This is a genomic window from Ramlibacter sp. (genome assembly GCF_029866045.1).
Lineage (GTDB): Bacteria > Pseudomonadota > Gammaproteobacteria > Burkholderiales > Burkholderiaceae_C > Ramlibacter.
Genome location: NZ_JARXAB010000109.1, coordinates 1 through 13491 on the forward strand (window position 1 = coordinate 1; position 13491 = coordinate 13491).

9 protein-coding genes and 3 tRNA genes are annotated in these 13491 nt (G+C 65.8%); 3 read left to right on the forward strand and 9 right to left on the reverse strand.

Going from position 1 to position 13491, the window contains the following annotated elements; all coding sequences use genetic code 11:
• Window positions 1-2: 2 nt before the first annotated feature.
• The 9 genes from QE494_RS11900 to QE494_RS11940 all read right to left on the reverse strand — a co-directional run bounded on the left by QE494_RS11900 (window position 3) and on the right by QE494_RS11940 (window position 10830).
• Window positions 3-76: transfer RNA gene (locus QE494_RS11900), tRNA-Cys, on the reverse strand.
• Between the two features lie 50 nt (window positions 77-126).
• Window positions 127-202: transfer RNA gene (locus QE494_RS11905), tRNA-Gly, on the reverse strand.
• Window positions 203-271: 69 nt separating this feature from the next.
• Window positions 272-2728: an endopeptidase La gene (gene lon / locus QE494_RS11910; protein ID WP_300043596.1), complete on the reverse strand. Its 2457-nt coding sequence runs from the start codon at window positions 2726-2728 to the stop codon at window positions 272-274.
• 71 nt (window positions 2729-2799) lie between these two features.
• Window positions 2800-4065, reverse strand: a complete 1266-nt coding sequence (gene clpX, locus QE494_RS11915) for an ATP-dependent Clp protease ATP-binding subunit ClpX (protein WP_300043597.1) — start codon at window positions 4063-4065, stop codon at window positions 2800-2802.
• 139 nt (window positions 4066-4204) lie between these two features.
• Entirely contained in the window at window positions 4205-4813 is a 609-nt protein-coding gene (gene clpP, locus QE494_RS11920) for an ATP-dependent Clp endopeptidase proteolytic subunit ClpP (RefSeq protein ID WP_300043598.1), read from the reverse strand.
• A 118-nt stretch (window positions 4814-4931) separates the two neighbouring features.
• On the reverse strand, window positions 4932-6248 hold the full coding sequence (tig, locus tag QE494_RS11925; RefSeq protein ID WP_300043600.1) for a trigger factor: 1317 nt from the start codon (window positions 6246-6248) through the stop codon (window positions 4932-4934).
• Window positions 6249-6334: 86 nt separating this feature from the next.
• Window positions 6335-6421 (reverse strand) — tRNA-Leu (locus QE494_RS11930).
• A 114-nt stretch (window positions 6422-6535) separates the two neighbouring features.
• The gene (locus QE494_RS11935; RefSeq protein ID WP_300043601.1) at window positions 6536-9730 is read right to left on the reverse strand and encodes an efflux RND transporter permease subunit; all 3195 of its coding nucleotides are present in this window, start codon (window positions 9728-9730) and stop codon (window positions 6536-6538) included.
• Window positions 9727-10830: an efflux RND transporter periplasmic adaptor subunit gene (locus QE494_RS11940; RefSeq protein ID WP_300043603.1), complete on the reverse strand. Its 1104-nt coding sequence runs from the start codon at window positions 10828-10830 to the stop codon at window positions 9727-9729. The genes QE494_RS11935 and QE494_RS11940 overlap by 4 nt, the downstream gene beginning before the upstream one ends.
• Window positions 10831-11028: 198 nt before the next feature.
• Between QE494_RS11940 and hpnC the strand changes: the two genes are divergently transcribed.
• From hpnC to QE494_RS11955, 3 genes are all read left to right on the forward strand, one after another.
• Window positions 11029-11958, forward strand: a complete 930-nt coding sequence (gene hpnC, locus QE494_RS11945; protein WP_300043604.1) for a squalene synthase HpnC — start codon at window positions 11029-11031, stop codon at window positions 11956-11958.
• A gap of 10 nt (window positions 11959-11968) precedes the next feature.
• The gene (gene hpnD / locus QE494_RS11950; protein WP_300043605.1) at window positions 11969-12841 is read left to right on the forward strand and encodes a presqualene diphosphate synthase HpnD; all 873 of its coding nucleotides are present in this window, start codon (window positions 11969-11971) and stop codon (window positions 12839-12841) included.
• Between the two features lie 5 nt (window positions 12842-12846).
• The coding region (locus QE494_RS11955) for an FAD-dependent oxidoreductase (RefSeq protein WP_300043606.1) at window positions 12847-13491 on the forward strand (645 nt) is incomplete at its 3' end.

Genomic DNA, 13491 nt, shown 5'->3' on the forward strand with positions numbered 1-13491 from the left:
ACTGGAGGCGCAAGCCGGAGTCGAACCGACCTAAACGGATTTGCAATCCGCTGCATAACCGCTTTGCTATTGCGCCGGTATGCCTGGAGACAAAAAGGGAAGCATGGGCTTCCCTTTGGTCAAATCTGGAGCGGGAAACGAGACTCGAACTCGCGACCTCAACCTTGGCAAGGTTGCGCTCTACCAACTGAGCTATTCCCGCGTGAGCCCTCGATTATAGGGGAAAAAGCGACCGATTCCGGCTCGGCTTCGGTGCTTGTTCCCCTCTTGCTCAGTGCTTGATAGACCCTGGGTCGGTCGGTGCAGTTCCAGCCGCAGGGCCGTCGGTGCGCTCTGGTGCCAGGGCCGGTGCCGGGGCAGCGGCAACCACCTCCTCGTCGGCCAGCGGCTCGGGCATGCGCTCGAGCGCCACCTCCAGCACCTTGTCGATCCACTTGACGGGCACGATTTCGAGGCCGTTCTTCACGTTCTCGGGAATCTCCTGCAGGTCTTTGGCGTTTTCTTCCGGGATCAGCACCGTCTTGATGCCACCGCGCAGGGCGGCGAGCAGCTTTTCCTTCAGGCCGCCAATGGCAGTGATCTCACCGCGCAGGGTGATCTCGCCGGTCATGGCCACATCGGCACGCACAGGAATTCCAGTGAGGGCCGAGACGATGGCGGTTGCCATTGCGGCACCCGCACTCGGACCGTCCTTGGGCGTGGCGCCGTCGGGCACGTGGATGTGGATGTCCTTCTTGTCGAAGATCTCGTCCTTGATCCCGAGCCGTCGTGAGCGGCTACGCACCACGGTACGCGCGGCCTCGACCGACTCCTTCATCACGTCACCGAGCGAGCCGGTGCGCAGGAAGTTGCCCTTGCCCGGCATGAGCGCGGCTTCGATGGTGAGCAAATCGCCCCCCACCTCGGTCCAGGCCAGGCCGACCACCTGGCCCACCTGGTTTTGCTGCTCGGCCCGCCCGTAGTTGAACTTGCGTACCCCGAGGTAGTCGTTCAGGTTGTCGGCGTTGACCACCACCTGGGGCGTCATCTTCTTGAGCTGCAGGCCCTTGACCACCTTGCGGCAGATCTTGGACAGCTCGCGCTCAAGCGAGCGAACGCCAGCCTCGCGGGTGTAGTAGCGGACGACGTCGCGCACCGCTTCTTCGGTGACCTGCAACTCGGCGTCTTTCAGGCCGTTGTTCTTCAGTTGCTTGGGCAGCAGGTACTTGATGGCGATGTGGGTCTTTTCGTCCTCGGTGTAGCCCGAGAGGCGAATGACTTCCATCCGGTCCAGCAGGGCCGGCGGGATGTTCATCGAGTTGGAGGTGGCGACAAACATCACATCGGAGAGGTCGAAGTCAACCTCCACATAGTGGTCGCCGAAGGTGTGGTTCTGCTCGGGATCGAGCACCTCGAGCAGCGCGCTCGACGGGTCGCCACGGAAGTCGGTGCCCAGCTTGTCGATCTCGTCGAGCAGAAACAGCGGGTTGCGGGTGCCGACCTTGGCCAAGCTTTGCAGCACCTTGCCCGGCAGCGCGCCGATGTAGGTGCGCCGGTGCCCGCGGATCTCGGCCTCGTCGCGCATGCCGCCCAGGGCCATACGCACATACTTGCGGCCGGTGGCCTTGGCAATGGATTGGCCGAGCGAGGTTTTGCCCACGCCCGGGGGGCCAACCAGACACAGGATGGGCGCTTTGACCTTGTCGACCCGTTGCTGCACCGCGAGATATTCAAGGATACGGTCCTTGACCTTCTCCAGGCCGTAGTGGTCTTCATTCAGCACACCCTCGGCGTTGCCCAGGTCGTGCTTGATCTTGGTCTTTTTGCTCCAGGGCAGGCCGGTGAGCACGTCGATGTAGTTGCGCACCACCGTGGCCTCGGCCGACATGGGCGACATGAGCTTGAGCTTTTTGAGCTCGCCGTCGGCCTTCTTGCGGGCCTCCTTGGACATCTTGGCGGCGATGATTTTCTTCTCGATCTCCTCGATGTCCGCGCCCTCCTCGCCCTCGCCAAGCTCCTTTTGGATGGCCTTGACCTGCTCGTTGAGGTAGAAGTCGCGCTGGTTCTTCTCCATCTGCCGTTTGACGCGGCCGCGGATGCGCTTGTCGACGTTGAGGATGTCGACCTCGCGCTCGAGTTGCTCGAACAGGTTCTCAAGGCGAGCCTTGATGTCGGCCAGGTCGAGCACGACCTGCTTGCTCTCGAGCTTGAGCGGCAAGTGGGCGGCGATGGTGTCGGCCAGGCGGCCGGCGTCGTCGATGCTGGCGATCGAGGTAAGGATTTCCGGCGGGATCTTCTTGTTCAGTTTGACGTACTGGTCAAACTGCTGCATGACCGCGCGGCGCAGAGCCTCGACTTCAGTGGCCTTGGCCTCCTGGGCGGCCGGGTCGACCGGGACCACCGTGGCGGTGAAGTGGGCCTCGCCGTCGGTGATGCGGGCCACATGGGCGCGTTGCTGGCCCTCGACCAGCACCTTCACCGTACCGTCGGGCAGCTTGAGCATCTGCAAGATGGTGGAGACGCAACCGACCTCGAACATGTCGGTGGCGGCGGGCTCGTCCTTGGCGGCGGCCTTTTGGGCCACCAGCATGATGCGGCGCTCGGCCTCCATGGCGGCCTCGAGAGCCTTGATGCTCTTGGGCCTCCCGACGAAGAGAGGGATGACCATGTGCGGGAACACCACCACGTCGCGCAGCGGCAGAAGCGGCAGTTCGATCGGGGTTGAAGGGAGCGGAACGTGGCCGGACATATGGATCCTTTTTCTACCTTCCACAGAGTGGAGGGCGTTTGGCGATTTTCAACCCAAATGACGACAGGGGGTCAGGCCTTTTTTGCCGCTTCTCGGTACACGAGCAGGGGCGGCTTGTTTTCCTCGATAGTAGGCTCGTCGAGCACAACCCGCTCGACGTTGGAGGTATTGGGCAGCTCGAACATGGTGTCAATGAGTGACTGCTCGAGAATAGAACGCAGGCCCCGGGCGCCTGTCTTGCGGGCCAGGGCCTTGCGCGCGATGGCCCGCAATGCATTGGGACGCACCTCAAGCTCAACGCCTTCCATGGACAGGAGCTTGCCGTACTGCTTGACCAGTGCGTTCTTGGGCTCGGTGAGGATTTGGACCAGAGCGTCTTCGCTCAGTTCGGCCAGCGTGGCCACCACCGGCATGCGACCGACCAGCTCGGGAATGAGCCCGAACTTGATCAGGTCCTCAGGCTCGACCTCGCGGAACACGTCGGTGAGCGAGCGCTGGGCCTTGCTTTTCACCGCGGCGCCAAAGCCGATGCCCGACGACTCGGTGCGCTGCTCGATGACCTTTTCCAGGCCGGCGAAGGCGCCGCCGCAGATGAACAGGATGTTGGTGGTGTCGATCTGCAGGAAGTCCTGGTTGGGGTGCTTGCGTCCGCCCTGTGGCGGCACGCTGGCCAGCGTGCCCTCGATCAATTTGAGCAGGGCCTGCTGCACGCCCTCGCCCGAGACGTCGCGGGTGATGGAGGGGTTGTCCGACTTGCGCGAGATCTTGTCGATTTCGTCGATGTAGACGATGCCGCTTTGGGCTCGCTCCACTACGTAGTTGCAGCTCTGAAGGAGCTTTTGGATGATGTTCTCGACGTCCTCACCCACGTAACCAGCTTCGGTGAGGGTGGTCGCATCGGCCATGACAAAGGGCACGTCGAGCATGCGGGCCAGGGTCTGGGCCAGCAGGGTCTTGCCCGAGCCGGTCGGGCCGATCAGGAGGATGTTGGACTTGGCGAGCTCGACATCGTCCTTCTTGGCCTTTTCCTTGTGGCGCAGGCGCTTGTAGTGGTTGTAGACCGCCACGGCCAGGATGCGCTTGGCGGGTTCCTGGCCGATGATGTAGTTGTCGAGGTTGGTCTTGATCTCTACAGGCGTGGGCAGGTCACCGCGCGCCTCTTTTTGCTCATCGCCAGCGGGCAACTCGTCGCGGATGATTTCATTGCACAGGTCGATGCACTCGTCGCAAATGAAGACCGAGGGGCCTGCGATGAGTTTCTTCACCTCGTGCTGGCTCTTTCCGCAAAACGAGCAGTAAAGCGTTTTTTCGCTGGAGGAGCCTTTTTTGTCGGCCATGGATGTCGGTGTTGGCGTTGGAGAAACAATGATACCCAAATGAGAACGGCGCCCCCGGTGCAACCGGAAGGCGCCGCTTGGGCGCAAGGACGAATGGAGCCAGGCCGAGGCCTGACCCCGTCAATACCACTGTGTGTGCTCAGGGTCGCTTGGCGATGACCTGGTCGACAAGGCCATAGGCCTGGGCCTCGTCGGCTTCCAGGAAGTAGTCGCGCTCGGTGTCGCGCTCAATCTTCTCCAGCGACTGGCCGGTGCGCTCAGCCAGGATCTTGTTCAACTGGGCGCGGGTCTTGAGGATGTCGCGGGCGTGGATTTCGATGTCCGTCGCCTGACCCTGCGTACCACCGAGGGGCTGGTGAATCATGATCTTGGAGTTGGGCAATGCGAACCGCTTGCCCTTCTCGCCAGCAGCCAGCAAGAAGGCTCCCATGGAAGCCGCCATGCCCATGCACAGGGTAGACACCTGCGGTTTGATGAAGTTCATCGTGTCGAAGATGGCCATGCCGGCCGACACGCTGCCGCCAGGGCTGTTGATGTAGAAGGAGATGTCCTTATCGGGGTTCTCGCTCTCAAGAAACAGCAACTGCGCAACCACCAGGTTGGCGGTCTGGTCGTTCACCGGCCCGACCAGGAACACCACCCGCTCGCGCAGCAGGCGGGAATAAATGTCATACGACCGCTCGCCGCGGCCGGACTGCTCGATGACGATGGGCACCATGCCAAGGGCCTGGATGTCGAGTGCGCTCATGGGAGGGGCTCCGGTATTGCAATTGGATTCAGGCTAAGCCCGGGCATTTGTCCGGGCCGAGAACCTACTTTAGGGCATGCTGGCCGGGTTTCAAGCGGCCGGGCAGGGCTGTGCCCCTTCAGGCCCCCTGCTGCCCCATCAGCTCGTCGAAGCCCAGGGTCTTGTCGGTGATCTTGGCCTGGGCCAGAACGAACTCGGTGACGTTGTTCTCGATGACCACCGCCTCAACCTCGGCCATGCGGCGGTTGTCGCTGTAGTACCAGCGCACCACTTCCTCGGGCTTCTCGTAGCTGCCGGCCATTTCTTCGACATGGGCCTTGAGCTGCTCGGGCTTGGCGGCCAGGCTGTTGGCGCGCACCAGTTCGGCGACGACCAGGCCCAGACGCACCCGGCGCTCGGCCTGGGCGGTGAACAGTTCGCCGGGGATCGGGGCCTTGTCGGCGTCCTTGATGCCACGCTGCTTGAGGTCGGCGCGGGCGCCCTCGATCATGCGGTCCACTTCGGCGGCCACGCTGGACTTGGGCAGGTCAAGTTCGGCCTTGGACACCAGGGCGTCCATCACCGCCTGCTTATTGCGGGCCTGCAGGCGATGCTTGACCTCGCGGTCCAGGTTTTTCTGGATGTCAGCGCGCAGGGCGTCGACCGAACCCTCGGCCAGCCCCAGGGACTTGACCAATTGCTCGTTCACCTCAGGCAGGTGGGCGGCCTCGAGCTTCTTGAGGGTGACCATGAAGTCGGCCTGTTTACCGGCCACATCTTTGCCGTGGTAGTCGGCCGGGAAGGACAGCGGGAAGGTCCGGCTCTCGCCGACCTTCATGCCGCGCACCGCTTCCTCGAACTCCTTGAGCATCTGGCCGTCGCCGACCAGGAACTGGTAGTCGTCGGCCTTGCCGCCGGCGAAGGGCTCGCCGTCGATCTTGCCCTCGAAGTCGACGGTGACGCGGTCGCCGTCGGCAGCGGCCTCGCCCAGCGCCTTCTGGGCGAAGGTGCGGCGCTGCTTGCGCAGGATTTCGATGGTGCGGTCGATGGCGGCGGCGTCGACGGTGGCGGTCACGCGCTCGATCTCGGCGCTGGTCAGGTCGGCGATCTTGACCTCGGGGAAGACTTCGAAGACGGCGTCAAAGGCCAGCTCGCCCTCGGGCGCGCCTTCCTTTTCGGTGATGCGCGGCTGGCCGGCCACACGCAGCTTGGCCTCGTTGGCGGCCTGCGAGAAGGCCTCGCCGACCTTGTCGTTCATGACCTCGTACTGGACCGAGTAGCCATAGCGCTGGGCCACCACCGACATCGGCACCTTGCCGGGACGGAAGCCGTCCATCTTGACGGTGCGGGCCAGCTTCTTGAGGCGGGCGTCGACTTCGTTCTTGATGGTGTCGACCGGCAGGGTCAGGGTGATCTTGCGTTCGAGTTTCTCGAGGGTTTCAACGGTCACGGCCATGGTGCTTCTTTCTCGCTAAGTGCTGGTGTTCGATTCGCAGGGCGTCCGGATGGTGGCGCGGTCAATGAGCTGTGTTTTCCGGGGCGTGGTGCGCGGGGGGGGACTCGAACCCCCACACCATTGCTGGCGTCAGGACCTAAACCTGGTGCGTCTACCAATTTCGCCACCCGCGCGGCCCAGGAAAACAAAGCGGGCGTCATGGGGCTCATGCCCTTACCGCCCGCCGCGTGAAATCCGGTCAATCGCGTATTTTAGACCGGCGCAAAGCCCCCTTCCGCCGACTTGGCTCAGGCCGGCCCGCCCTGAACCCCGCCCTCCCCCGTGCCGGACACAGCGCCCGGCTCGGGCCGTTGCACCCGGAACCAGGCTGCATACATGGCCGGAAGGGCCAGCAGGGTGAGCACCGTGGCCACAACCAGGCCGCCCATGATGGCCACCGCCATCGGGCCCCAGAAGACCGAGCGGGACAACGGAATCATGGCGAGCACCGCCGCCGCCGCGGTCAAGACGATGGGCCGCAGGCGACGCACCGCCGATTCGACAATGGCCTCCCAGGCCGGCACGCCCCGGGCGCGGTCCTGCTCGATCTGGTCAATCAGGATCACCGAGTTGCGCTGGATCATCCCCATGAGGGCGATCACGCCCAACAGCGCCACAAAGCCGAAGGGCCTCCCCAGCAGCAGCAGCGCCCCAGCGACCCCGGCGATACCCATCGGACCGGTGATGAAGACCAGCAGCGCCCGGCTGAAACTGTGCAACTGCAGCATCAGCAGGGTGAAGGTGATGAACAGCATCACCGGGATGCCGACCGCGATGGACGAAGACCCCTTGCTGCTTTCCTCGGCTGCGCCAGCCACCTGAAGGCGGTAGCCCTGCGCCCAGCCCGACTCCAATTTGCGCAGCGCCGGCAGCACCTCCTGTGTGACGGTGGCGCCTTGCAGGCCCTCGACCACGTCGCCTTGCACGGTGATGGCGTAGTCGCGCCCTTCGCGCCACATCACCCCGGGCTCCCAGGTGAAGGTCAGTTTGGCCACCTGCAGCAGGGGCACGCTGCGCCCGGTGGCGGTGGGCACATAGGCATTGGCGACATCGGTGATGGCGTCGCGCTCGGCCAAGGGCTGGCGCAGCACGATGTCGATCAGCCGGTCACCCTCGCGGTACTGGCCGACCGTGGCGCCAGAGAAGGCGATCCGCGTGCTCTGGGCGATGGATTGGCTGGACACACCCAGCGCCCGGGCCTTGGCCTGGTCGATCTCCAGGCGAACCACTTTGACCGACTCGTTCCAGTTGTCGTTGACGCCGCGGGCGTTGGGGCTGGCCCGCAGTACGGCCTTGACCTCGTCAGCGCGTTGGCGCAGGGTCTGCGGGTCTGGGCCCATGACACGGAACATCACCGGGAAGGGAACCGGCGGCCCGTTGGGGAGCAGCTTGACCCGGGCGCGCAGCTCGGGAAATTCGGTCGCCAGCACCTGGGGGAGCTTGAGCCGCAGCGCCTCGCGGGTCGGTAGATCCGCCGGCACCAGGATCAACTGCGCGACGTTGGTCTGCGGAAAAATCTGGTCCAGCGGCAGGTAAAAACGCGGCACACCCGAGCCCACCCAGGCACTCACGGTGCTAACCCCGGGCTCGGCCATCAGCCGCTTTTCGACCTGGCGCGCCATTTCCTCGGTGGCGGTGAATGCGGTGCCCTCGGGGGACCACAGGTCCACCAGAATTTCGGGCCGGCTCGAGTCGGGAAAAAACTGCTGCTGCACCTGCCCCATGCCGACGATGCCCAGGGCGAATGTCAGCACCGTGGCCCCGATGGTGATCCAGCGGTGCGCCACGCACCAGTTCACTGCGCGACGAAACCCTTGATAGAACGGGGTGTCGAAATGCTCGCCGTGGGCTGCACCTGCTGGCCTGTCCCTGAGAAGCCGGTGACCCAGAAAGGGCACAAAGTAAACCGAGACGATCCAGCTCAGAACCAAAGCGACCACCGTCACCGCAAAGATGGCGAAGGTGTATTCGCCTACCGTCGAACGGGCCATGCCGATCGGCAGAAAGCCGGTGGCGGTGATGAGGGTGCCGGTGAGCATGGGCATCGCCGTCACCTCGTAGGCGAAGGTGGCGGCGCGGAACCTGTCGTAGCCCTCCTCCATCTTGCGCACCATCATCTCGACGGCAATGATCGCGTCGTCGACCAGCAGGCCCAGGGCAATGATCAGCGAGCCCAGAGAGATCTTGTGCAGGCCAATGCCCCAGTAGTCCATGGCCAAAAAGGTCATGGCCAGCACCAGGGGAATGGTGATGCCCACCACCAGTCCAGGCCGCATATCCACATACCAGCGGCGCCACAGGGGCAGGCCCGCGGCACCCTCGCGCTTGTGCAGGCCCAGCGCCAGAAAGCTCACGCCCAGCACGATCACCACCGCCTCGATCAGGGTCATGACGAATTCGTTGACCGAAGTGGCCACCGCCTTGGGCTGGTCCTGAACCTGCACCAAACGCACACCGGCCGGCAGGGCCTGGGCGATGCGGGCGGTGGCCTCGTCCAGCGCACGGCCCAGGCGGATGATGTCTCCGCCCTTGGCCATGGACACACCCAAGGCGATCACGTCGCGCCCCTGGTGGCGCACCTTGACCTGCGGTGGATCCACATAGCCGCGGCGGATGGTGGCGATGTCGCCCAGGCGAAGCTGGTTGCCGGAGGCCCCCCGGATCGGCATGGCCGAGAGCTGATCGACCGCGGTGAACTGGCCGCCGACCCGCACCTGCACCATGTCCAAGGGCGTCGCTACCGCGCCAGCGGGCTCGACCGCGTTTTGCTGCCCCAACTGAGCCAGCACCTGGTTCATGTCCAGCCCGAGCTGGGCCAGGCGCTGCTGCGAAATCTCGATATAGAGCTTCTCGTCCTGCACACCGAACTGTTCGACCTTGGCCACGTCGGGCACACGAAGCAGCTGCTGGCGCACCTGGTCGGCGAAGGTCTTGACCTCGGCCCAGGAAAAGCCCGGGTCTGCCTCGAGGGCGTAGATCACGCCATAGACGTCACCGAAATCGTCATTGAAAAAAGGCCCTTGCACGCCCTGCGGCAAGGTCAGGCGCATATCGCCCACCTTTTTGCGAACGGTGTACCAGACCTGGGGTACCTCGGCGGCACGCGACGAGTCTTTGATCTGGAAAATGATCTGCGACTCGCCCGGCTTGGAGTAGCTGCGGATCACGTCGGCATAGGGCACCTCCTGCAGGGCCCGCTCGAGCTTGTCGGTGACCTGGTCGGCCACCTGCTGCGCAGTGGCGCCGGGCCAGTAGGTGCGAATCACCATCGCGCGGAAGGTGAAGGGCGGGTCCTCGTCCTGCCCCAGCTGGAAGTAGGCGGCGACGCCCAGCACCATGAGCACCACCATCAGGAAGCGGGTCAGCGCCGGATGCTCCAGCGCCCAGCGGGAGAGATTGAAGCCCCGGGCAGGTTCCTGCAGACCAGGTTCTGGCGCGCTCATTTGGGCGCCTTCCACAGCGTGACCTTCTGACCCGGCTGCAGCACGTGCACGCCGGCGGCCACCACCTGCATGCCGGCCCGCAAGCCGCTGGCGACCACCGCCTCGTTGCCGTCGGCACCCGCGAGTTGCACCGGCTGCGACTTGACGGTCATGGTGGCGGCGTCAAGAACCCACACCGCGGTGACGCCCCCTTCCTGGCGCAAGGCGCTGGTGGGCAGCTTGAGCGCGGCAGCCGGCTCGGCCTGGCCCCTGGCCAAGGCCTGCGGCGCCACCGCCAGGGTGATGCCCAGGGGCAGGCGGGCGGCCGCAGGCAAGGTGGCCTTGACCAGGAAGGTGCGGGTCACCGGGTCAGCGATCGCGCCGACCTCACGCACCTGGGCAGCCACGGCTTGCGCGCCGCCCCAGGGCTTGACCTGAACGGAGCTGCCCACCCGGATCGCACCGACACGGTCTTCGGGCACCGAAAACACCGCATCGCGCGGCCCCTCGAGGGCCAGGCGCAGCACCGGCGTACCGGCGGACACCACCTGTCCGGGCTCGGCCTCAACTGCGGTCACGACGCCTGCGGCGGGTGCGAGCAGGCGGGTGTACGTCGACTGGTTGCCCTGAGAGGCCAGCTGGGCCTGCGCCTGATCGAGCTGTGCCTGGGCCGCCTTGAGGGTGGTCTCCCGGCGCTCGAGTTCGGCGCCGCTGATGAAGTTCTGCTGCTGCAGGGCCTGGTAACGCTTGAACTCAGCGGCCGCCAGGTCCCGCTGGGTCCGGGCGGCTGCCACCTGGGCCTGCGCCGCTTCTTGCGCCAGCTGGTAGTCCTGCGGGTCCAGTTCGGCCAGCAACTGGCCGGCCTTGACCACCTGTCCGGGCTCGGCCTGGCGCCGCAGCAGCTTGCCCGCCACCCGGAACCCAAGCCGGCTTTCTACCCGCGCACGCACCTCACCTGCAAACTCGAGGCCGCTGGCCAGCGTGGCCTCACCGACCGTGATCACCTTGACCGAACGCAGCGGCTCGGGCGCCGGCGCTGGCTTGGAGCAGGCGGCGAGCAGCAGGCTGAGCAACAGCAGGAGGGGCAGTGCGCCTGATCGGGCGGGAAGGGTCTGGGGCATGGCGGTTCGATGGAGAGGCGATGAAATAGCAAATCCCACGACGGGTGGGACGAACGAGCGGGATAAACGAACGGGATAGCGAGAGATCGGAGAGTCTGAATGACCCTGAATGGACCCGATCGTTGGCGAAATTTTAATGACTGACCGGTTAGTTATCGGAATTGTAAGGATATTGAGCGGGGCGGCGACAATCCTGACGTGAGCTTCTCCTCCCGCACCGAACCGGGCGCCGACGCTGCTGCGCCCCCGGTCGATCACTACGAAAACTTCCCGGTTGCCTCCTGGCTCTGCCCGCCAGCGCTGCGCCCGTCTGTGGGCGCGCTCTATCACTTTGCCCGGACGGCCGACGATCTGGCCGACGAGGGACCGGCAAGTCCGGCGCAGCGGCTGCTTGACCTGGGCAACTACCGGGCGCAGCTCCTGACCTGCTTCGAGGGCGCCGAGGGCCCGCCAGCCGCCGAGTCGGACCCCCGCTGGGCCTGGATCTTCGGCCCCCTGCGCCAGACCATTGCCCGCCACACACTGCCACCGACCGACCTGCTGGACCTACTCTCGGCCTTCGAGCAGGACGTGGTCCGCACCCGGGACAGACAAGGCTATACCAACCGGGCCGAGTTGCAGGACTACTGCCGGCGCTCAGCCAACCCGGTGGGGCGGCTGATGCTGCACCTGTTCGGCGTGCAGGGCGAGGAGGCGCTGCGCGAGAGCGACGCGGTCTGCACTGCCTTGCAACTGATCAACTTCTGGCAAGACCTCTCGGTCGACCTGCCGCGCGGGCGCCACTACCTGCCGGAGGCCGATGTCCGTGCCTGCGGCCTGGCCCCCGACCAGCTGCGGGTCACCTCGCCGCAAGACCTCGCCGCTCTGGCCGCTCGAGGCGGCACGGCGGCCCTGGTGGCCAGCCTGTGCACCTGGGCGCGGGAGGAGATGCGCCGCGGCGCGGGCATCGTCCACCGGGTGCCCGGCCGCGCGGGCTGGGAACTGCGGGCGGTGGTCCAGGGAGGCCTGCGGACCCTGGAACGGGTCGAGTCCCTGGGCGCGGCGGCCTTTGTGCGGCGGCCGTCCCTGGGGGCAGCCGACTGGCCGGTCATTGCCTGGCGCTGCCTGGCCATGCGAAAGCCGATGTGACAATCTGCCCATGACCTCGCCCGCCTCCACGCCCCCGGTCACCTCCTCTCCCGAGCGCTATGTGCAGGAGAAGGCAGCGGCCTCGGGCAGCAGCTTCTACTACGCCTTCCGCTTTTTGCCGCCGCGCCGGCGCGCCGCCATCACCGCCTTCTACGCCTTCTGCCGCGAGGTCGACGACGTGGTCGACGAGGTCACCGACCCGGGCGTGGCCGCGACCAAGCTGGCCTGGTGGCAGCAGGAGGTGGGACGGGCATTTGCCGGCTCACCGCAGCACCCGGTGACCCGGGCACTGCTGCCGCTGGCCGCCGAGTTCGGCATCGAGGCGCGCCATCTGCTCGCGGTGGTCGAGGGCTGCCAGATGGACCTCACCCAAAGCCGCTACCTCGACTTCGCCGCCCTCGAGCGCTATTGCCACCTGGTGGCCGGAGTCGTCGGCGAGGTGGCCGCGCGCATCTTTGGCCAGGCGGACCCAATCACCACCGCCTATGCGCACAAGATGGGGTTGGCCTTCCAGCTCACGAACATCATCCGCGACGTCGGCGAGGACGCGATGCGCGGGCGCATCTACCTGCCGATCAGCGAGTTGCAGCGCTTCGACGTCAAGGCGCACGAACTCCTGCAGCGCCAGGACAGCGAGCGCTTTCGCGCGCTGATGGCGTTTCAGGCCGAACGCGCACACGCCCTCTACGACGAGGCCTTGGCCCTGCTGCCGGCAGTCGACCGTCGCAGCCAGAAGCCGGGCCTGATGATGGCCAGCATCTACCGCACCTTGCTGCGCGAGATTGAGCGGGACCAGTTCCAGGTGCTGCAGCAGCGGGTCGCGCTCACGCCCCTGCGCAAGCTGTGGCTGGCCTGGAAGATGCAAGCCCTCGGACGCTTCTGAGCGCGATGGAGCGGCTTGCGTCAACGGCCAAGACGGTCCAGGGAGCCACGCGGGGAACTGGCGCCGGCGCGGCGCGGTCGGTGGCCATCATCGGCGGTGGTTGGGCCGGACTGGCAGCCGCGGTAGAAGCCACCGAGGCCGGTCACCAGGTCACCCTGTTCGAGGCGGCCCGCAGCCTGGGCGGCCGCGCCCGCAGCCTGCCACTGACGCTGCCCGACGGCACGACGAGCGCCCTCGACAACGGCCAGCACATCCTGATTGGCGCTTACCGACAGACCCTCGGGCTCATGAGCAAGGTAGGCGTCGATCCACGCACCGTGCTGCACGGCGAGCCGCTGGATCTGCGCGACCTCGACGGAAAAGGCCTGCGCCTCCCGGCCTGGCCCTCGCCTCTGGACGCAGCCTGGGGTATTGCCCGGGCACAGGGCTGGTCCTGGGGTGACAAGCGCGCCCTGATCGCGGCCACCCTGGGCTGGCAGCGGGCTGGCTTTCGCTGCGCCAGCAGCGCCTCAGTGGCCGACCTATGCAGGCGCATGCCGGCCCCGGTCGTCCAGGGCCTGATCGAGCCCCTGTGCATATCGGCGCTGAACACCCCACCCGAGCGGGCCAGCGGCCAGGTGTTTCTGCGGGTGCTGCGGGATTCACTCTTT